Raw genomic sequence first — 18,693 nt, 5'->3', positions numbered from 1 at the left:
GCACCGTTACGGAACTAGGAGGCGGGTGCCTTCTGGCGCTGTCGTATCCCCTCCGCAGGCATGCGGCCGGCGAGTCCGTCGTACGGCGCCGTCCATGTCCAGCCGGGCCGGACATCCTCGGCCCGCACGACGCCACCGCTGGCGTGGAGGTGAAGGTGCGGGATCGTCACCGACCGGTTGTTGACCCGCAGCACCTCGTACCAAGTGCCGCGGTACTTCGCGAAGTCACCGCGCTGGAAGTCGTCTCTCGACCATCGCTTGCGGCCCTTGTGGGGGGTCTCGGTGCCCCGCCTCGAAACAGGGGTGACGCGGTGGCGGGTGTACCAGCCGCTGAAGATCTCGTTGGCAGTTGGGTGATCGGTGGTCAGTCGGTACCAGGTACTGGCGGCGAGTGCGTCGACGGCCGTGATCTCGAAGGCCACGGGCAGGCCCTCGGCGTCGAGAACGTGGCGGCCATCGGCGTAACGCAACCAGGCGGGGTCGCCGGGTTTCACATCTGCCTCCCGGAGCCGCCCGCGGACAGCAGTACGGCCAGGGACAGGAAGACCAGCAGGGACAGCGCGTTGTTCGCCTTGCAGGTCAGCCAGGTGCAGGCAAGGAAGGCGGGATGCACCCCGTCGCAGAACTGTTCCAGGGAGCCGCCCGGTTTGTCGGCTGTCCACTTGCGCGTGGCATCGATCAGTTCGTGGGCGAAGCGGTCCTCGTGGAACGTCCCCCGCACGGCCTGAGTGTTGCGTGCCGCCCATGAGGCCACCAGCAGCAACCGGCATCGGCGGGTGGGGGAGAGCTGTCCCCACAAGTGCAGTAGGGCACGGTGGTTGGCAAGCACGAGGTGCGGATCCGGGTGAGAGAAATCAGCCAGGAAACGGGAAGTGGTTATCAGGGTGCGGTGCAGGGATGCGTGGTCGGTCACGAGTAATTCCTCTTCGGCTCGGTCAATTAGCGGTGCTTCAGTGCCGGGGAAGCGGTCGGCGCCGGGGAAGGGTGAAGGGCTTGCGCTGCGCTGGTCAGTGCGTACGCCTCCGCGAAACGTTCGAGGTGGATGAGTGCGCAGACTTCGAACATCAGCGTCCAGTGGCATTCGGGCACGGTGTCCGCGAACTCTTCGTAATTGAGGTGGCGTTTGGCGCTGGTGCGCCGCGCGAAGGCCCGCTGCACGATGTGCTCCATGGCTGTGGTGGCGCGGCGGACCTGCCGCGAATTCAGGTCGAGACTGCTGATCACGTCGGCAACCGCCAGCAGCGGCAGGCGTCTATGCAGCATCAGGGCGTGAAGTCCTTCCAAGAGGTGTCGGGCCGCCGGCTGCGGGTGCAACCAGCGGCGGTGTGTCAGTAGGAGGCCCAGCCGAAGAGGAGCCAGGTGCTTTCACCATCCGCACGGATGGGCAGAGCCCCGGCCGGGCCCCACTTGTCGTCCACGCGCGGGTCGCATATGTCGATCAGGCCGTACGCGTGCTTCATGGCGTCGTCTTCGGTGAGCGGGACCGTATGGATGAGCGTGACCTCGTGTTTCTCGGCGATCGTTCCGGTGTAGCCACCGTGGCCGTGCTCCCCGGCGGCGTCCTCGCGTGCCTGCTTGAAGGCGGCTTCGAGGGTGGGGCCGGAGGCGGTGATGTAGAAGTCGACGGAGCCCATGTCTGCCTCTCCTTTCGGGCGAGTGGGTATGACGCGGCCCGCCCCGGCCGGGGCGGGCCGTTGCGTGCCAGTGGTCGTCAGCGGATGTGCACGCGGGGCCGACTGGTGCGCATGACGCGGGGCAGCCGGGGGGCGGAGAACGAGCACCCGGGCACCTGGGAGGAATCGGCGCCGGCGGCGAGGACGACGGTGATGGACTCTTCAAGTACGGCCCGGCGCTGACAGGGAGTGAATTGCTCGGCCCATCGCTCCATGGCCGATCCGTCGGCGCGGTCCTGGCCGATCGCGTCTGCGTGCAACTGCCAGGTGTCGACCAGGTAGTTCGCGGCCAGCAGGAGCGCGGCTTCGGCCTGGCGCTCGGTGAGGCCGTAGTCGGTGGCGGTGGCCAGGACGGTCAGCGGGTCGGGCGTAGGCGCGTTCACGGGGGTCCTTTCGTTCATCAGGCGGGTTTCCCCTCCCTGTTACAGCTAAATTCTACTATGCTTAGTAGGGGTGTCAATTACGGACGATCGAGCCCAGCGCCTGGAGAGGCGGCTCGTCCGGGTGTGTACCTCACCCGCCGCGCGCTTCGATCATGCGGCCGACGCGACGGAACTCTTGCCTCGTGACCGCTTGCGGATGCTCGCTGGGCCGGCGGAGCGCACCTGCGCGCGCAGTGCCACCTCCCGGCACTCCCCACACAAAGGCTCCCCCACTCGCCCGTGCCCGGCCACCCCTCCGCTAGTGCCGCAACTCCCCGCGCGGGACGGGAGCTTGCCCAATGCCGGAGCGCCCTCGGCCTTCGCGACCACCCTTCCGTTGATCCACACGCGGGCTGCGCACACGCCGTCGAACCGCCCGGCTTCCGGGCGCACCCGCTCGTAGCACCGGGAGATGAACGGGCAGGAGTCCGCACAGTTCTGCATCAGTGGAGTGCTTGCGGCGATGAGGTCGCTGGGCGAGTCGACCTGCGAAGCGTCGGGCACATAGCCATCCTTGGCGGCGCACGGTACGAGGTCGATCCAGGTAGACGGCTTGGTGGGGGTGATCACGGAAATTCCTCGCGGCGTCAGAAGAGGGACGGGTGGGCCACGGCGGCGGGCACGATGGCGTTCAGCGCGGCCGTTGAGCGCAGAGACAGAGCGGCCGAACGGCGCGACCACGAGCGGTAGAAGAGCTCGTTCCACGCTTCGGCCGTCCGGTACGGAAGGGGGCATGTCGTATATGCGGCCGCATGAGCCTGCTCGACCTCGACCGCTTGGCGCAGGGCTCCATAGCGCACGGGGGTCAGTCGCTCGGTGGCCTGGACATGCACTTCTGTCCACGACAGGCGTCCGGCGCGGGTGCCCGAAGGTGCTTGCACCTCGTACGTGAACCCGGCCGGGTCGGGGGTCCAGCGGGTTGAGGCCCCGGCGTCAGGCTCGCCTTCCACGCGCCGTATCCGGCGGGGAGCTGTCGGCAGCCTGAAGTGGCGTACCGCCCACGCGGTGCGCGCGCTGGCGTCGGTGAGATCGACGAACTCCAGCAGCTCGGCCGGGGCGAAGAACCCGTGTACGGCCATCTGTCGGTCTTCGTCCCTCAGCTCCGCCGTGGTTCCGGAGGGCTCTGTCTTCAGGTCGGCCCACTCTCGTGGGGTGTCCGATGCGGTTACGAAGGCGTCCACCACGCCTCTCCCTTCTATAAAGTAGCGGCCTATTAAGTGGCCTGGTTGAGCGTTCGCTTTGGCGTTGCACCCCCTCGGGTGCGGTGTGGGCTCGCGGTGCAAGGCTGGTTGGCGCTTGCTGGGCCTTATCGGGTGAGGCTCGTATTAGGTGTGGTCAATCGGTCGGCTAGCAGTGCAACCGGAATAATAAACGACGGCCTATTTCATGGTCGATGTCACCCCCGCACCAGAGCCCTGGTCCACCACCTGCTGCCGCGCCCTACGCATCTCTTCGATCCGGCGCCGGGCCACCTCCGACAAGCCGTCCCCGCCCGGCCGGCGCCGAACCTCCGCCAACATGTCCTCGTTCGCCAACCGCTCAGCCCGTTTGACCCGCTCCCTCTCTGCCCGTTTCTCCGCCTCGCGCTGGGCGCGCGGACTCGTCCCGCACCCTCGGCACGAACGCCCCGGAGCATCCGGATGAGCAGCACACGCCCGACCCGGCGCCTCCTTCACCGCGGCCACTGGATCATCGTCGTCCGTGGGTACTGGCCCCCCTGCGGCGACAGCCGCGGGGGTAGGGGGGAGTTCTTTCTGAAGGTGTTGGTTGTGGTTACTACTTAGAACCCCCGACGCACCCGCCTCCGGTGCACCGACCCCCGGTGCACCGACCCCCGGAAACCCGTCTTCGGTCCCCGACGGGCACTGCGCCTCGGACTCCAGCTTCTTGGACAGCTTCCTGGACAACCGTCGTGCCTCCAGCCGCTCGTACTCTTCAGCGGCCCAGTCCTGCGCCGTGTCGTACACCTCGGTGAAGCGTGAGAGCCGCCCACCCGGACCCCGGTCGGTCACCACCCGGTAGTAACCGAGCCTCTTCAGCTCCCGCACCGCCTCCGCCACGGCCTCCCGGCCCTCTTTCCCCGCGGCCGCGATCGCCGTGATCCGCACTTCCCAGTTGTCCGGCTTCGATATCAGCCACGTCAGGATGCCCCGCGCCCGGAAACTCAGCCGCTCATCGTTCACCGCCGCGTTGGGCATCACCGTGAACCCAGAGGTCAGGTGTCGGCGCAGAATGGTCACGGAACATGCCTCCAAGGCAGCACAGGGCTCAAAAGGATCAAAGGGGAAAGGCGGGCCCCGCACGTTCGTGCGGGGCCGCTGAAGAGGGCGTCAGGGGCGTCTTGAGGTGCGCGTGACGTTGATGCTGCGCGGAGTCGTCCGCCCTGCCGCGTTACGCATCGGCACTGCCACGCCGGCGCGACGGGCTACGGCCACCATGGCGCTCACGTCAGGAACCAGCGGCACCGTCAGACCGGCGTTCTCGAACTGGTCAACGAGCGCCTCCAGGTCGGGCTCCTCCTTCGGGTTGCCACCGCCCCAGCGCAGCGTGTTGTCCCCGTAGGCGCCCTCCGGCGAGTCGTCGAGCATCGCCCGAAGCACTTCCTTGCGCTTCCGGGACGCGCTCTCCCGCTCACGGTGGCGCACGTACTCAGCCAGCGCAGCCGCCCGGTCCTCGTCATCGTGTACCAAGACCGTCTGCACCGGGCTGCCCGGAGCCGCCCCTGGCCAGCACGCCGACGCCCATGGGCAGAAATCGCACAGCGTCTTCGTCGGCAAGCCCGGACCATCGTGATCACGAGACAGTTCCTCGGGAGTGTCCGCTTCCAGCACCCGGTCCACCCACCACCGGGCCTCGTCCGCCAGCCACGGATCGAAGTCGAACTCGTCGATGTGTTCTTCGCCGGTATCCCGACACACGAAGCGAAAGCGGATCCGCTGCACGTCCACCGGCCCTATCCGGTGCAGGTACCGCTGCCCCGGCACATCCGCGAACCCGACCGTGCGCAGCAGATCGGCGTACAGCAGGACCTGCCGTACCTCGGCAGCCGTCGGTCCGTACCGCACGACGCGGTCCCACACGCGACTCGACTTCGTCTTCACGTCCTCGACCGTCAGAACCTCGGCCGGCTGGATAGGCCGGTGCCGCTTCGGCAGCCGAGCGGCCGTCGCGGCATCCAACTGTACGACGTCGATGTGCCCGCGGATCCGGTCATCAGCGACCGTGCGTTCCACCAGCCAGCCGTACTCGGTGCGAGCAGACTCCAGCAGCCCGGCGTGGATATAGGTACCGAGGATCGCGGCCTTCTTGTCCGGCGCATCCGTGGGCGGCACCTGGTGTACGACGTATCCGGCACGGCGCTGGCACACGGTGTCGGACGCGCCGAGCTGTCGTTGCTGTGACCGGGGGCGCCGGGCGTCGACGGCGGTAGCGGCATCCCAGATCGACACCGGGGCGGGCTCGGTCAGTGTTGCAGTCACGCGGTTCTCCAAGAGGGCACGCCGAGCCCGCCCGCACGAGCGGGCCCAGCGTGAAACGAGACAGGGAAGATCAGGCGGCGGGGGCGTAGGGGGCCTCATCGAACGGATCCGGCTCCGGTTCGCCCTGTTCGTCCTGCTCGGCGAGGGCCGCAGCTCGTAGCCTGGCCGCGTCGCTGGTCGGATCTTCGATCTTCGGCGGGTTCTTCAACGCCGCTACCTGCTGGGTGATCGCATGACGGACCACATTGACCTCGTCCCGACTCAAGGACTTATCCGCCCCGACCTTCTTCCACAGCTTCTGGAGCCCCGGAATCCCGTGCTTCTCGGCCGTCTCCTCCACTTCCGTGATCCACGGCTGAGCCAGGTCCCCGGTCAACTGCGGGGCCTGGCGCGGCGCCGAGTGGGGGCCGCAGCCCATGAGATCGAACACCAGCGACTCGACCGAGAAGTTCGGCATCGCCTTGGGCTTGCCCTCGCGGGGGACCTGGAACTTCAGGGAGCGGGCGCCCACCACGTAGGCGTGATCGTCTCCGCGTAGCAGCCGCACCCACACGGTGGCGTCGAACGCCAGCGACTTCTGGCCCTCGACGCGCCACGTCTTCGTGTTCGGTATGGGTTCTCCCGCGCCGTCGACGGCCTGGACTTCCTTGCCGCGCGCCAGGAGGAGCACGATGCCGGGCATGGTGCGAACCAGGTACATCACCCGGTTCCATCGTTCGGTGGCGTCGTTCCACAGGTTCATGCCCGGCTTGATCTCCGCGTCGGGGTCGAAGCGCAGCTTCTTCTGCCCGGTCTTGCTGCGCCGGCCGCGGTCCTGCGTCCAGTTCACGAGCATCCGCCACAGCAGGGATACCGAGTCGATCACCAGCACGACGGGGGGCTCGCCTGCGGAGGCGGCGCGCTTGGCTTCGGCGTGCACGGCTTCGATCTGGCCGAGGATGTCGCGGTAGGTGCCGTTGTGCTCGATCAGCAGGTAGTCGGCCCCTGGCACGGCGGCGTATTCGTCGGCGGTGTCCTCGCCGAGCTCCAGCCAGTACGCCTGACCGGTGCGGTCGCAGCCGGTGAAGGAAGCGGCCAGAAAGCTCTTGCCCGCCTTCTCTTCACCTTCAAGCAAGATCTTCGGCCAAGGGATAGCGCCCGTCGGCTTGCGGGTGCGCAACTTCGGAACGGTAGGGGTGCTCATGCGGTAGCTCCAGTCCAAGAGGAATCAAAAGAGGCGGCCTATTTTCAGGCCGTACGAAGGCCCCGCAGTTCGAAAAGGCGTGCCCACTCAGGGTGCAGGTCGATCAGCTTGCGCACGTACCTGGAGCGGTAGTCGTTGTTCAGCTTCCATGGCTCGCCGCGGGTCGCCCTGCCGTACTGCCAGCGCAGAACCTCAAACAGCATGCCGATGCCCACGCGTTCGATCCCTTGCTGGACGCAGTCGGAGGTCAGCGCCTCCAACTGGTCCAAGATCCACGGGTTGAGCTGGTGAAACGACTCGAAGCGATCCTGGATGCTGGCGCTGCCGAGTGCCTTGGGGTGCCGCAAGGGCGCAACAGGCAGTTCCAGCTGTTCGGGAACCATACTTCCCCTCCGTTCAAAAGCTGCGGCCTATTTTGCGGCATGGGGCGCGCCTGATCAAACGCACCCCTCCTTCGTCGAATAAATTCTACTATGCCTGGGGTGGGGGTCAACTCCGGGAACAGTGGCGGCGCCCGACCAGACGCCGCCACCTGCTTTTGCCTACCGCTCCTGCAGCGCCTTCTTCGCGGCCACGCCACGCTTCGCGATGAACGAACCCGGCCCGTCGTACCGCCCCGCCCGCAACGCGTCCGCCACATCCTGCCGAAGCTGCCAAGTCGACTTTCGAGACTTCTGCATCGTCACATCGGCGGCGTCGAGCACCGTCTCCAGGAGCCACAAGCGCGAGCCCGAAAGCACGTAGTCCGCTGGCGGCAGCATCCCCGTGCTCCGAGTCGCTGCCTGGGCGGCGGCCACCTCGCCGACCCCGAACAACTCTCCATACTCCTGCGTCCCCACCAAAGGAGGAAGCTCCCCCTTCTTCTTAGGGCGCGAAGTCGCCTGCTGCTCCTCCACCACCTTCTCCAGCAGACCCTCATCCAACTGGCGGCCCTTGCCTCCGGGTGGCAACGCAACATCTACGACGAGGCCACCCGGCCAAAACGGCTTGCCGGAGACAATCGCCGCATCCTCGTACGTCAAAATCCCCGCCGGCACCCAGCGGTCACTGACCGCTGTCGGCGCGATGTTGTACACCCGCGCGATCTCTTTACGGCCAAACAGCAGCGGCTTCGCCACAACGGTCTCCTCTCCACCCGGCACAGGAGTAGCAGAATACGCTTAACGTGTGGTCCTGCTTGCGGAGCCCCCGGCGCATGGGCTCAAAGTGGAGACATGCAGGCGACACGGACCATGCCCATCCCTTGGGCACCCGGCCAGCCTCAGAGGAACCATCGGTCGCAGCCCGCCGGGCCGCTGAGCGGTTGGACTGGCTGTCATCGCGCACTGTTAGTCTGGCAGCACCCTTTCCAAGAGGTGTAGCGAAGGCCCCGAGTCCACGGACCGGGGCCTTCGCGTTTCGCGCCGAGCACCGGCTCCATCAACACGTCCGCTGCGCTTCGAGACCTTCCACAAGCGGCGGGCGACCAGCGACCCCCACTCGGAAGGGAACACCCGGAGCGCGCATACGCCGAACGGGCTTCCTGAACCGCCCCACCGAAAGCCGGACGCCCCTGACGAGAGGCTTCTCGTGAATGCGACGGTCGACCAGCACTTGCCACAAGAGACCGTCACCGTCGCTGACCTCGTAGCGCCCCGCCTGGTCGGGAGCTAGCCGAGCGGCAGCGGCCGCGCGATGCGCCGTGGCCACGTAGGCATCGGCGATCGACACGGAGGAGTTCCCGCCGCCGACGAGCCGAACGTAGGTGCTCACCATGTCTTCATTCATCCGCACTGGCAGCGACGAACTGAACGACAACAGGTAGCGCCACGGAACGATGCTGTCAGCAGGCGGCAATTCCCCGCGCGCCGGAGGAAGCCACGACCGCGCTCCCTCCGGCGGCGGGTTCACCGCAAGGCCGCACCGCGCCGCCCTGTGACCGGTGCGGTACTCGAACGCGCGCAGCCCGGTCGCCCCCACCACCATCTGATGGCACAGCCCATGCTTCGCGCTGCGGTCACGCACGCAGTACAGCCCGCGCTCGGCCGAATGCCTCCAGGTGCCGGCGACGATCAGGTGCATGGCCAGTGCCCGCAGAAGACAGGCACCGAACCAGGTATCGATGCGGTGAATACCCGAGAAAGCACCCTTGATCGCCGGAGACACGTCCATGGTGTGCGGGGCCCTTAGGGCAGCCGCGGGTGCTTCGCACGGTTCCCAGACTGTTCCGTCCACAAGCCGCGAACGGGGATTGAGGAGGTAGGTCACGTCACACTGCCTGCCACTTCACGGCGGCCCGGGCGGCACGGGCGGATGACTTGGCCGTCGGGCAACAGGTCTCCGGTGTCCTCGAAGTGCACGACACCGTTGCACAACAGGCTCCAGCCCTGTTCCGGGTGGGATGCGACCAAGTGGGCGGCGTCCCGGTCGGCTGCCTCGGCCGACGGGCAGGGCGGCTGGTGCTGACACATGAGCAGTCCTCTCACGACGGAGGCGGCCGTTACATCAGGCCGTGCCGGTTGGGGTCCGTGCAGTGGCCTTCGGTGGTGCCGCAGCCGATGCAGCCCAGCCCCTTCGACGGGAGGTCCTGGTCCTCGTTCTGGTTGTCCTGGTCGCTGGTGTTCTGCTCGGGCATCGTGTTCCTAGGGGTGGTGGTGTACGGGGAAGTGGGTGCCGCTCGGTGGGCCAGGGAGGATCGCTCCGGTGCACCGAGCGGCTGTCTCAGGCGGCCTTCTCGGGCCGGACGGTGCGGGGCGGACCGCAGCCGTCGGCGTCCTCGTTGAGGAGGCCGTGCTGCTCGCAGATGCGCATCGCCTCTATGCGGTCGTCGGCCCCCAGCTTGCTGAGCAACCGGGCTACGCCGACCTTGGCCTGGTCGTAGCTCTCGCCGTTCTTGGCAGCGATCTCGTTCAACGTCAGGCCGTCGGCCACGTCCCGCAACAGCCCCTGTTCGTCGCGGGTCAGCGCGGGGGCCTCGCCTTCGGCCGTGCCGGGATGCACGTACCGGAGGCGGAAGGCGACGCGGGCCAGCGTCGCCCGGTGCCCCCGGACGCCGAGCTTGTGGCGCAGCGTGATCAGGTAGGTGCGTACGCTCGTCGGGGCCACGCAGAGCACGTCGGCGATTTGCTTGTTGGACTTGCCTTGCGCAACGAGGGTGAGCAGCTGCTTCTCCCGGGCAGTGACGTGCGCGGGATCGACCGGGGGCGGAGTCATCGGCTCCTTCTCCTTCGAGCGTGTCGGACACCGGTGCGTGACGGCGCGGGCCCGGGACGCGTGCCAGTGGTGGGGGAGGGGCGCTGAGCCCAGGCCGACTCGATGGTGCAGTCGGCCAGGGTGGCCACGAGCTGGGACGCCAGCACCCAGCGCACGTCCGGGGCGTCGTAGAGCCGGGTCACCCCTGTAGCCGGGACGGGCAGGGGCCGGCCGGGGAGGTAGAGCCGTCCGAAGATGCCGTCGAGGAGCGGTTCGCGCACGCGCACGGTGACCCAGTTGTCCCGCAGGTGCGGGCACTGCTCGGTGACCTTCTCCACGCAGCCGCCACGGCAGACGGGCGGGTGGGCAGTCAGCTCCCCTTCCGGCCAGTCCGGCCGGTCGGCGCGGCCGTCTTCCAGCAGCCACAAGAGCCCCTGCTCATTGCGGTCGGCCGGCTGGCGGCACGCCTGGCAGCGCAGGCGCCGCATCGCGTACCGCTGCCGCACCGAGTGCACCTTGGAGAACAATGGGCTCCCGCCGCCCTGGTGCACCTGGCGCCGGACCCACAGCACACCGTGCCGGTCCCGGTCGTGCAGCTGCTCATCCGCGAAGGCGATCCCGCCCCCGCCACGGGCGGGCACGACGGCGGAGGGGAGTTCGTGCTCGGCGCTCCAGCGGGTGACGTACGGGACGAGGCCCGGCGGCCAGGGAACGCCGGTGTCTGGTGCTGCTGGTGCGATTGCCGGGATGGTCATGGGCGGCTCGTTCTCTGTCCTTGAAGGAGTACGGGGCTCAAGGCGTGCGGGTTCACAGGCCGACGCGTTGCAGCCACGCCTCGGGCTGGTGGATTTCTTCGGCGGTCGGCACCAGGCTCAGGTCGTGCCAGACCTTGTTGAACCGCGCGATGTCACCGACTCCGGCCATGGCCGCGGCGACGAACCGCGCCCCGTCGTCCCGGGGGTCCAGGGCAGCCCCAGGCGGTTCCGCCGCGGTCGTGGTGTGTTGCTGTGCTCGGCGGTCCTGCTCGCGGATGATCCGCAGGTGCAGCCGGTAGCGCCACGAGCGACGTAAGACGTTCGCGGCCGGCGGCCCGCCGAATGTCTCGCTGGTGTAGCGGCGTTCGGCCCATTCGGCGTGCCCCTCGAACAAGGCGGGCACCGCCCGGTCGTCGCAGGCGTAGCGGCGCACCGACAGGCGGGGCGGTACGACCGCGCCCTGACTGGTGAGGATCTGCCCGTGATGAACACACTCGTGCACCAGAAACCGGTGCAGGGCCAGGCGATCAGGCCGTAGCCCGGTGTGGTGCAAAGCCCGCGGCGCGATGAGCGTCTGCGGGCGCCCGCCCGGATCGGTCAGCGTCATGCCTTCCTGCAGCGGCCAGGTCCACGCCGCCTTCCTGCGCCAGGACGCCACTTTCTGCGCGGCTTCTTCCCGCTCCCGCTCGTAGACCTCGGAACCGGCGAACGCTTGCTGCACGCCGCGCTCGACGTAGGCCACCACCTCCTTCCGCCAGACGCGGGGCGTCACCAGCCGGAAGGTGACCGTGGGCGTGGCCAGGCCGGTGATCTCCTCCAGCCGCGGCGCCGCCTCAGCCAGCACCTGCCGCACCAGCCGGGCCAGCCTGCCGGACCAGCCGGTTTCATCGCGGACGTTCACTTCGATGCCGCTCACGACGCGTCCCCTGGAGTGCGAAGGGGCCCCGGGGCGGTGGAGGGCAGGGGTGCGCTGGCGTAGAGCGGCACGGATATCGTCCCGGCGGGGGTGCGCTCTATACGCACCCGCCCGAGGTACTGCCGGGCTGGCACCGGGCGGCACGCCGACCACAACAGGACGGGGGTGGCTAGGCGCCTAGCCGTAGGAACGGCTAGCCGCCTAGCCGTAGGAACGGCTAGCCGCCTAGCCGTAAGCAGGTGGGAAGTCATGTCTTCTTTCGAGGCGAGGGAACGGATGGGGTGGGCCCCTTCGCCGGGGCAGGCATGGACCACGGGGCCCGGCGAAGGGGCTGCACTAGAGGCCGGAGATCCGGCCGGCGTCAAGCACGCAGGACGGTGACCAACTCGCCCAGGCCGTACAGAGACGGCAGACACACCACGGCCGTCAGCACGGCCGCGCCCGGGTGCCGCCGCAGCAGCCCGGCGGCGCGGCGCGCACAGCCCGCGCGCCGGCGGTGGGCCCGGGGCGGTGCCGGGGGCCGGGGGGTGACCGGCCCGGTGCGGTGCCGGGGCAGGCGCGCGGTGACGGCGGCGGGCGGGGCCGGGCAGCGGTTCAAGGCGTCGGGGCCCGCCCGCAGGTAGCGCACCTGCTGCTGGATCGCTTCGGCCAGATGCAGCATGTGCACCGTCGGGCCCATCGGCCCGGCCGGCGTCTCCTGCTGCACGAGCTCGGCGCGCTTGAGGAGCAGCCGCAAGACCTGCGGCGAATCCTCACTGACCCGGTTGTTCAGGAGGCTGGTCACGGCGTGGAGGTGCCGTTTGAGGCCGACGATGCGCCGACGCACCTCGGCGTCCGGCAGCAACGGCGCATCCTTCACCAACACCGCATCGGCTGCCTGTGCAGCGACCGCTAGGACGTCAGCGTCCCGTCCGGCCTTCAGGCAGGCGACGGCGCGTCGTAACTGGTCGGCATTCCAAAGGGAATGACCTGCCAATAACGAACGAGCCGCCTCCACCTGTCTGGTCGGATGCGCGCCTTCGTCGGGTCGAACCGTGGTGCTCGCGGGGGACAACATGTGCGCTCCAATACGTGGCGCAGGCCGGGGAAGCATCACCCCGGGGGTGGGCGTGCTTGCTCAGGCGTCTCGCCAGCGGCCCGGGTCGGCGGTAGCCGTACAGGGCGATGCGGTAGACGACTACGAGCGGAAACCCTGGTAAGTCCCTGCCTTGGGAGCCGTCTCGGCGAGACGGTATGAGCCTGTCGGCCGGTCAAACGCAGATCCATCCGCACGCTGACCTCACATCTCCCTCACTGCGTCGAGGTCGTGGAGCGTGGTTTCCTCATTTCCGCCTCACAGTTCAGAAACGGCCGCTTTTTGCCGGGAGTTGGGAAGGGGTAGTCCTACCGTCGAAAGGCAAGTGCTGAGCCGAGGGGATGAGGCACAGGATGCACACGCTGTTCCGTGCGCTGATCGATCAACGCGAGTGGAAGGCGTTTCCGGCGTTCCGGTCGCGATTCCAGCGGGCAGCGCAGGAAGTCGCCGCCGTAGAAGACAACGTGACACTCAGGGGCCTGACGCTGTCCGACGCCACCTTCGAGCGGTGGTACTACGGCACCCACACCCCACGCGGTGACGCCCGGCGGGTCCTGGTCCACCTGTTCGGCTACTCGATCGATGAGCTGTGGGCCCAAGCCCCCGACCAGTTACCTCCCGTCGGACAGCACGGCACGGCACCGACGAACACCAGCACCGACGACGGCGCACACCTACGACAGATGGGACGACAAGCAGCCATGGCAGCACGGCGAGCAATGGAATTCGCGATAGGAGCAGAACGCGGGCAGATCGGAGAGGAGACCATGGGCTACGTCCAAGACCGCGTACGCGACCTCGCCGCGCGGTACACCCGCGTACCCCTCGCGGAAGTCCTCGACGACCTCACCGAGACCCAAGAGCAAACGTTCACCCTCCTGGAAGGCGGCCGTGCCCGGCCGTCCCAGACCCGGGACCTGTACCTGCTGTCGGCGCTGACCAGCGGCATGTACGCCAAGGCATGCCACGACCTAGGCGACCCCACCTCGGCCATGATGCACGCCCGCGCCGCCAGCGTCTGTGCCACCAAGGCCGACCACACGCCGATGGAAGCCTGGGTCGCGGGCCTGAAATCCCTGATCACCTACTGGGCGGGCGAGCCCACCCGGGCCCTGCACTTCGCACGCTCAGCCGCAACCACTGCCCAGGGGCAGCGCGGCAGCGTCACCGTATGGGCGGCCAGCCTGGAAGCCCGCGCAGCCGCCCTGCTCGGTGACCAGGAAGCCGTCCGCCAGGCTAACCGCCGCGCCACCGAACTGCGCGAGTTCTGCGAGCCCGACGAGCTCGACGCCCTGGGCGGCCTCCTGGAGTTCCCCAAGATCCGGCAGGACTACTACGAGGTCGAGGCCAAGGCGCTCCTGGGCCACGGGGATGCCAGGCTCGTGGCGCAGGCCGAGGAGACGGTCCACGGCTACAGCGACCCCACCGACCCGCACTGGGCCTTCGGTGACGCCGCCGGCGCCCAGACCAACCTGGCCCTGGCCCGGCTGTACACCGCCGAGGTGGACGGCGCCGTGGAAGCCGTCCGACCCGTTCTCGACCTGCCCGTGCGCCAGCGCAACGCGGGCATCATCCACTCCGTCAACCGCGTCGCGGGCCAGCTGAACACCGGGTACGGACGCGACTCCGTAGCCGCACGCGAACTGTGCGAAGAGATCGAAATGTACGGGCGGCAGCGCCCCCTCGCGCTGCCCCGATGATCGGCGAGTAGCATCCGCGGTCATGTACCCGGTCGCCTGCCACAGCACCCGACTCGCACTGCGCGAGCTGACCATCGACGACGTGGACGCCGTGCACGCCATCTACGGTAGCCCGGCGGCCACCGAACACCTCAGCTTCACCCCGCGCACGCGCGATGAGGTGGGCGGAATCGTCGCCCGCGGCATTGCCGCCGCAACGGCCAGCCCACGCCAGGAGTACGTACTCGCCGTCGTCACGCAGGGGGACGACGGCGGCCTCATCGGCGTCACCCGCCTGGCCACCGACCCCCACCAGCAGAAGGCCGCCACCATGGGCTTCGCCCTGCGGCCTGATGCCTGGGGTGTCGGCTACGGCCGGGAGACCGTACGGCTGACCCTCGACCTGGCCTTCACCGAACTCGGCCTCCACCGCGTGTGGGCGGCACGGGCCCCGCGCAACGAGGCGTCCGCCAAGACCCTCCTCGCGGCCGGCATGGTCGAAGAAGGGCGCATCCGCGGGCACGTCCACGTCCGGGAAGCGTGGCGTGACTCCATCACGTACGCGATCCTCCAGGACGAATGGCAGGCCCGCACCGACACCCAGTAGACGGGCACCAGCACCACCACCTTGGGCTTACGGCGCCGCTCGGCGAGCGGCAGCCGCCGCACACCACCAGTACGACAGCATCACGCGCGATTCGAGAAGAGCCGGCCGACCACGCGCTCGGCCCGGCCCCGCCCCGTTCACCTGCTGACGGGGCCCGAACCCACCCGCCCGCCAACCGCGGAGGGAACATGCGTGTAGCACTGGTCTATCCGGAAGTCCTCGACCTGGCGCGCTTCAAGGAGAACCGGCGGGAATTCCCGCCCTTCGGCGTGCTCTACCTCGCCGCCGTCGCCGAGCGGGCCGGACATGAGGTCACCGTCTTCAAGGTCGCCGACGGCGACCACGTACGCGACTTCACCGGCTTCGAAGCGGTGGCCTTCACCATCCCCTCCTCGGCCACCTACGGCGTCATCCGCGACTGCCGCCGCGACAGCCACTACGGCAGCGATCCGCTGATCCTGGCCGGCGGTGTGCACCCGAACTTCTACCCCGAGCAGACCCTGCTGGACATCGAACCGGACGCGGTCGGCATCGGCGAAGGCGAAGAGACCTTCCTCCACCTGCTCACCCACGCCACCGACCGCCGCTTCGAGGACATCGACGGCGTCTGCTACCTGCGCGGCGGCGCCCCGCACCGCACCCGGCCACGCACGCTGCTCAAGAGCATCGACCAGCTCCCGCTGCCGGCCCGGCACCTGCTCCCCGAGGCCGACCTCGTCATGAGCGACCGGCTCAGCACCACGGACCTGCGCATGGCCCATGTCATGTTCAGCCGCGGCTGCCCCTTCCCCTGCCGCTTCTGCGCAGCCGCCCAAACCCGCATCCAGTACCGCTCGGGCACCAGCGCACGCCAGGAACTGCTGCACATGATCGACCGGTACGGCATCGAAGGCTTCGCCATCGTCGACGACAACTTCATCGTCAACAAGAACAAGGTCCGCGACATCTGCACCCACATCACCGGCCTCGGCCTCAAATGGTCGGCCCTGTCCCGCGTGGACACCGTCGATGAGCCGCTGCTCGCCGACATGGCCGCCTCCGGCTGCATGGAGATCAAGTACGGCATGGAGTCCGGCAGCCCCAAGATCCTCAAGGCGATGCGCAAGAAGATCACCGCCGAACACATCCACCGCGCCGTACGCGGCAGCCGCGCCGCGGGCATCAACGTCAAGCTGTTCCTCATCCACGGCTTCCCCGGCGAGGACCGGCACACCACAGCCGAAACGATGGACCTGTTAACCGAGATCGCCCCGGACATCGACCGGGTCTCCCTGTTCCGCTTCGTGCCGCTGCCGGGCACCTACGTCTACGACCACCCCGAAGAATTCGACCTGCACGGCACCAGCAGCCAGCCCGGCTGGAACGGCGACTGGGGGCAGTACCACATCCACCACAACGACACGCACTGGTGGGGCACCGAGGAGCAGTTCGCCGAAGTGCAAGCCGGCTACGAGCAGCTTGCCGCCATGGTCGACGAGCTGTGGCCCGACCGGCACCAACTCCCGACAAGCGCCGCCCCCGCCTGATCGCTCCCCGCTACGCTCGGATGCTCCCGACGGCACCGTAGCCACCGGCGCCCCGACGAGCCCAAGAGGAGCATCCGCAGTGCACTCCACCTTGACGCTGCCGGCGGCCGTCGAACGAGCAGCGATCGCCAACCGACACGGCTGGGGCCCCCAGCCCGGCCCCGCCGACCTGGCCGCGCTCGCCACCGCCCAGGCGGGCCTGCACGCCGCCCGGCTGCTGACCCCCTACGTCACCGCCCACACCCGCCTGCCCGAGTTCCGCGCCGAGGACCTGCGCAGCGCCCTCTCACCCCACGGCACCCTGATCAAAGTCCGCTGCGTCCGCCGCACCCTGCACCTGTGGCCCCATGGTTACGTATCCGACGCCCACACCGCCACGCTGCGCCTCCGCCTCGGCGCCACCCTGGCCACCGCCCGCCGCCACGGCCTGAGCCGCAAGGACCTGGAAAGAACGAGCACCCAGTGCCAAGAAGCACTGGCCGGCGGGCCGCTCGCCTACCACGACCTGCAAGACCGGATGCTCAAGGCCCAGTCCCTACCGGCGGTCGAAGCGGTACGGCTAGGCATCAAGTGGGCCTGGGAGTCCGGTCAGATCACCTGCCGCAACGCCTCTCCCTCCCTGCACCGCGAACACCGCGAGTTTGCACTGATCGAGCACGCCCACCCGGCAACCCGCCTCACCCACCCAGACATCACGGCCGCGACCGTCCGCCTCATCAGCCACTACCTCCACGCCTACGCACCGGCCTCCACCGCCGATCTGCTGTGGTGGACGGGACTCAGCCAAGCCGAGATCACCCCGGCTCTGGCCATCCTGCGCCCCGTCATCACGCCCGTGCGCGTCGAAGGTCTGCCCGGCGAACTCCTCGCCCTCACTGAGGACATCGATCACATCCGTGGCGCGTCGCCCCTACCGGCGGATCACCTACGGCTGCTCGCCTTCGAAGACCCCAGCTTGAAGGGATACTTCGCCACCCGCGACCGCTACCGCGACGCTGCTCAAGACGCCCAGGTGTTCAACCCGATCGGCGAAGTCCGCGCCGTCATCACCCTCGCCGGCCGGATCGTCGGAACCTGGAACTGGGACAAGAAGACCCGCACCGTGCAGCACAGCCTCCTCGCGCGGCTCACACGCTCAGTGATGCGCGAAGTCCGCCACCGCCTCGACCAGGCAGAAGCCTTCCTGCGCACCGAGCCCGGCTGACCTGTTCCCCCGAAGGGCGCAAAAGACTCGGCGAGCCCGCGCGCGCACGCCATAATCGGTGGCTTCACCGGACTCACGAGAAACGCCCTCACCGTGACCGCACCCCTCACTGTCCCGCGCCACCGCCGGATCATCGACGTCCACCTCCTGCTGATCCGCCACAACCGGGTCCTGCTCAGCCTGCGCCAAGGCGGATATGCCTCCGGGCAATGGCAGGTCCCCTCCGGCCACCTCGAAGCAGACGAACCCACCGACCACGGCACCGTCCGCGAGGGATGGGAAGAGATCGGCGTACGCGTCGACCCGGAACACCTCGAACTCGCCCACGTCATCGACCACCGCGCCCCCGGAGAAGACCCCCGCTTCGGCATCTTCTACCGCGCCCACTCCTGGGACGGCGAACCGTACAACGCTGAGCCCGACAAGTGTGGCGGCATCTCTTGGTTTCCAATCAGTGAGCCGCCGAACCACACGGTGCCCTACCACGCAGCCGCCCTGAAACACATCTCCACCGGCCGCTTCAGTAGCAAGTACGGTTGGTAGCTGCAGCCTTTGACCCCCACCTTGCTTCGGGCCGGGCTTTAGCTGGCGAAGGGCGGGGCCGGCCTGGAACCGAGCCCACCGCTGCGTCCCGCCAGGACGCCGCACCGCCGTTGAGTGTCAGTGGCTCCCACTACCCTCCGCCTGTGGATTGGGAAACCGACGAAGAGTTCTACGAATGGGTCGAGAGCCTCGAACCGTGCGCGGTGTGTGCCGACAAGTTCTGGCGGGTCGATGAAGGGGCCAAAGGGAAGACGTGTCCACAGTGTCTCAACGCCAACAGGCAGTACCGCAGACACAACCTGTCTCGCCCGCGCGTCAACGCGATCCTCAGGGCCCAGGACGACACCTGCCCGTTATGCAAGCAACTAGTAGGACTTTGTTAGGTGGCTGGTCAGGGATTTCGGTTGGTAGTTCGCTGGGGGGATGACTCCGGAGGAGCTTGCCGGGTGCCGTGACCGGC

General features: G+C 68.4%; 23 protein-coding genes. 5 read left to right on the top strand and 18 right to left on the bottom strand.

Annotated elements, in window-relative coordinates:
- Positions 1-14: 14 nt before the first annotated feature.
- The 18 genes from ACH4K4_RS31150 to ACH4K4_RS31065 form a co-directional block, all read right to left on the bottom strand.
- Positions 15-494, bottom strand: a complete 480-nt coding sequence (locus ACH4K4_RS31150; protein ID WP_398171845.1) for a hypothetical protein — start codon at positions 492-494, stop codon at positions 15-17.
- Positions 491-913 carry a hypothetical protein gene (locus ACH4K4_RS31145; RefSeq protein WP_398171844.1) on the bottom strand — a complete coding sequence of 141 codons (423 nt, stop codon included), beginning with the start codon at positions 911-913 and terminating at the stop codon, positions 491-493. The genes ACH4K4_RS31150 and ACH4K4_RS31145 overlap by 4 nt, the downstream gene beginning before the upstream one ends.
- Before the next feature lie 26 nt (positions 914-939).
- Complete coding sequence (locus ACH4K4_RS31140) at positions 940-1,263, bottom strand: hypothetical protein (RefSeq protein ID WP_398171843.1); 324 nt, start codon at positions 1,261-1,263, stop codon at positions 940-942.
- A 65-nt stretch (positions 1,264-1,328) separates the two neighbouring features.
- Positions 1,329-1,634, bottom strand: a complete 306-nt coding sequence (locus ACH4K4_RS31135; RefSeq protein ID WP_398171842.1) for a hypothetical protein — start codon at positions 1,632-1,634, stop codon at positions 1,329-1,331.
- Between the two features lie 77 nt (positions 1,635-1,711).
- Positions 1,712-2,056 carry a hypothetical protein gene (locus tag ACH4K4_RS31130; protein ID WP_359130557.1) on the bottom strand — a complete coding sequence of 115 codons (345 nt, stop codon included), beginning with the start codon at positions 2,054-2,056 and terminating at the stop codon, positions 1,712-1,714.
- Positions 2,057-2,682: 626 nt separating this feature from the next.
- The gene (locus ACH4K4_RS31125; RefSeq protein WP_398171841.1) at positions 2,683-3,174 is read right to left on the bottom strand and encodes a hypothetical protein; all 492 of its coding nucleotides are present in this window, start codon (positions 3,172-3,174) and stop codon (positions 2,683-2,685) included.
- Between the two features lie 300 nt (positions 3,175-3,474).
- A complete protein-coding gene (locus ACH4K4_RS31120) occupies positions 3,475-4,335 on the bottom strand; it encodes a hypothetical protein (RefSeq protein ID WP_398171840.1) in 861 nt (286 codons plus the stop codon).
- A 90-nt stretch (positions 4,336-4,425) separates the two neighbouring features.
- A complete protein-coding gene (locus ACH4K4_RS31115) occupies positions 4,426-5,574 on the bottom strand; it encodes a hypothetical protein (protein WP_398171839.1) in 1,149 nt (382 codons plus the stop codon).
- A gap of 70 nt (positions 5,575-5,644) precedes the next feature.
- Complete coding sequence (locus ACH4K4_RS31110) at positions 5,645-6,733, bottom strand: AAA family ATPase (RefSeq protein WP_398171838.1); 1,089 nt, start codon at positions 6,731-6,733, stop codon at positions 5,645-5,647.
- Positions 6,734-6,801: 68 nt separating this feature from the next.
- Positions 6,802-7,140 carry a hypothetical protein gene (locus ACH4K4_RS31105; protein ID WP_398171837.1) on the bottom strand — a complete coding sequence of 113 codons (339 nt, stop codon included), beginning with the start codon at positions 7,138-7,140 and terminating at the stop codon, positions 6,802-6,804.
- A gap of 159 nt (positions 7,141-7,299) precedes the next feature.
- A complete protein-coding gene (locus tag ACH4K4_RS31100) occupies positions 7,300-7,875 on the bottom strand; it encodes a hypothetical protein (RefSeq protein WP_398171836.1) in 576 nt (191 codons plus the stop codon).
- Between the two features lie 301 nt (positions 7,876-8,176).
- Positions 8,177-8,908: a hypothetical protein gene (locus ACH4K4_RS31095; RefSeq protein ID WP_398171835.1), complete on the bottom strand. Its 732-nt coding sequence runs from the start codon at positions 8,906-8,908 to the stop codon at positions 8,177-8,179.
- A gap of 92 nt (positions 8,909-9,000) precedes the next feature.
- Positions 9,001-9,207, bottom strand: coding sequence for a DUF5999 family protein (locus ACH4K4_RS31090; RefSeq protein WP_398171834.1), 207 nt, complete (start codon positions 9,205-9,207; stop codon positions 9,001-9,003).
- 29 nt (positions 9,208-9,236) lie between these two features.
- Positions 9,237-9,371, bottom strand: a complete 135-nt coding sequence (locus ACH4K4_RS31085; RefSeq protein ID WP_280526775.1) for a hypothetical protein — start codon at positions 9,369-9,371, stop codon at positions 9,237-9,239.
- 86 nt (positions 9,372-9,457) lie between these two features.
- Positions 9,458-9,949, bottom strand: coding sequence for a LuxR C-terminal-related transcriptional regulator (locus ACH4K4_RS31080; protein WP_398171833.1), 492 nt, complete (start codon positions 9,947-9,949; stop codon positions 9,458-9,460).
- Positions 9,946-10,683, bottom strand: a complete 738-nt coding sequence (locus ACH4K4_RS31075) for a hypothetical protein (protein WP_398171832.1) — start codon at positions 10,681-10,683, stop codon at positions 9,946-9,948. Before ACH4K4_RS31075 ends, ACH4K4_RS31080 begins: the two co-directional genes overlap by 4 nt.
- Before the next feature lie 52 nt (positions 10,684-10,735).
- Complete coding sequence (locus tag ACH4K4_RS31070; RefSeq protein WP_398171831.1) at positions 10,736-11,599, bottom strand: hypothetical protein; 864 nt, start codon at positions 11,597-11,599, stop codon at positions 10,736-10,738.
- Between the two features lie 361 nt (positions 11,600-11,960).
- The gene (locus tag ACH4K4_RS31065) at positions 11,961-12,656 is read right to left on the bottom strand and encodes a hypothetical protein (RefSeq protein ID WP_398171830.1); all 696 of its coding nucleotides are present in this window, start codon (positions 12,654-12,656) and stop codon (positions 11,961-11,963) included.
- A 482-nt stretch (positions 12,657-13,138) separates the two neighbouring features.
- Between ACH4K4_RS31065 and ACH4K4_RS31060 the strand changes: the two genes are divergently transcribed.
- The 5 genes from ACH4K4_RS31060 to ACH4K4_RS31040 all read left to right on the top strand — a co-directional run bounded on the left by ACH4K4_RS31060 (position 13,139) and on the right by ACH4K4_RS31040 (position 18,233).
- The gene (locus ACH4K4_RS31060; protein WP_398171829.1) at positions 13,139-14,374 is read left to right on the top strand and encodes a hypothetical protein; all 1,236 of its coding nucleotides are present in this window, start codon (positions 13,139-13,141) and stop codon (positions 14,372-14,374) included.
- Positions 14,375-14,396: 22 nt separating this feature from the next.
- Entirely contained in the window at positions 14,397-14,960 is a 564-nt protein-coding gene (locus ACH4K4_RS31055; protein ID WP_398171828.1) for a GNAT family N-acetyltransferase, read from the top strand.
- A 188-nt stretch (positions 14,961-15,148) separates the two neighbouring features.
- Positions 15,149-16,486, top strand: a complete 1,338-nt coding sequence (locus ACH4K4_RS31050) for a B12-binding domain-containing radical SAM protein (RefSeq protein ID WP_398171827.1) — start codon at positions 15,149-15,151, stop codon at positions 16,484-16,486.
- A 79-nt stretch (positions 16,487-16,565) separates the two neighbouring features.
- A complete protein-coding gene (locus tag ACH4K4_RS31045; protein ID WP_398171826.1) occupies positions 16,566-17,690 on the top strand; it encodes a DNA glycosylase AlkZ-like family protein in 1,125 nt (374 codons plus the stop codon).
- 93 nt (positions 17,691-17,783) lie between these two features.
- The gene (locus tag ACH4K4_RS31040) at positions 17,784-18,233 is read left to right on the top strand and encodes an NUDIX domain-containing protein (protein WP_398171825.1); all 450 of its coding nucleotides are present in this window, start codon (positions 17,784-17,786) and stop codon (positions 18,231-18,233) included.
- Positions 18,234-18,693: the final 460 nt, after the last annotated feature.

Source organism: Streptomyces sp. NPDC017529 (genome assembly GCF_044329785.1).
Lineage (GTDB): Bacteria > Actinomycetota > Actinomycetes > Streptomycetales > Streptomycetaceae > Streptomyces.
This window is presented reverse-complemented; position numbering and strand designations above follow the sequence as displayed.

Excerpts from the sequence above, each read along its gene's own strand:
- ACH4K4_RS31095 (WP_398171835.1), bottom strand. The coding sequence starts at position 8,908 with ATGGACGTGTCTCCGGCGATCAAGGGTGCTTTCTCGGGTATTCACCGC.
- ACH4K4_RS31135 (WP_398171842.1), bottom strand. The coding sequence starts at position 1,634 with ATGGGCTCCGTCGACTTCTACATCACCGCCTCCGGCCCCACCCTCGAA.
- ACH4K4_RS31065 (WP_398171830.1), bottom strand. The coding sequence starts at position 12,656 with ATGTTGTCCCCCGCGAGCACCACGGTTCGACCCGACGAAGGCGCGCAT.
- ACH4K4_RS31085 (WP_280526775.1), bottom strand. The coding sequence starts at position 9,371 with ATGCCCGAGCAGAACACCAGCGACCAGGACAACCAGAACGAGGACCAG.
- ACH4K4_RS31075 (WP_398171832.1), bottom strand. The coding sequence starts at position 10,683 with ATGACCATCCCGGCAATCGCACCAGCAGCACCAGACACCGGCGTTCCC.
- ACH4K4_RS31125 (WP_398171841.1), bottom strand. The coding sequence starts at position 3,174 with ATGGCCGTACACGGGTTCTTCGCCCCGGCCGAGCTGCTGGAGTTCGTC.
- ACH4K4_RS31140 (WP_398171843.1), bottom strand. The coding sequence starts at position 1,263 with ATGCTGCATAGACGCCTGCCGCTGCTGGCGGTTGCCGACGTGATCAGC.
- ACH4K4_RS31080 (WP_398171833.1), bottom strand. The coding sequence starts at position 9,949 with ATGACTCCGCCCCCGGTCGATCCCGCGCACGTCACTGCCCGGGAGAAG.
- ACH4K4_RS31055 (WP_398171828.1), top strand. The coding sequence starts at position 14,397 with ATGTACCCGGTCGCCTGCCACAGCACCCGACTCGCACTGCGCGAGCTG.
- ACH4K4_RS31090 (WP_398171834.1), bottom strand. The coding sequence starts at position 9,207 with ATGTGTCAGCACCAGCCGCCCTGCCCGTCGGCCGAGGCAGCCGACCGG.
- ACH4K4_RS31050 (WP_398171827.1), top strand. The coding sequence starts at position 15,149 with ATGCGTGTAGCACTGGTCTATCCGGAAGTCCTCGACCTGGCGCGCTTC.
- ACH4K4_RS31105 (WP_398171837.1), bottom strand. The coding sequence starts at position 7,140 with ATGGTTCCCGAACAGCTGGAACTGCCTGTTGCGCCCTTGCGGCACCCC.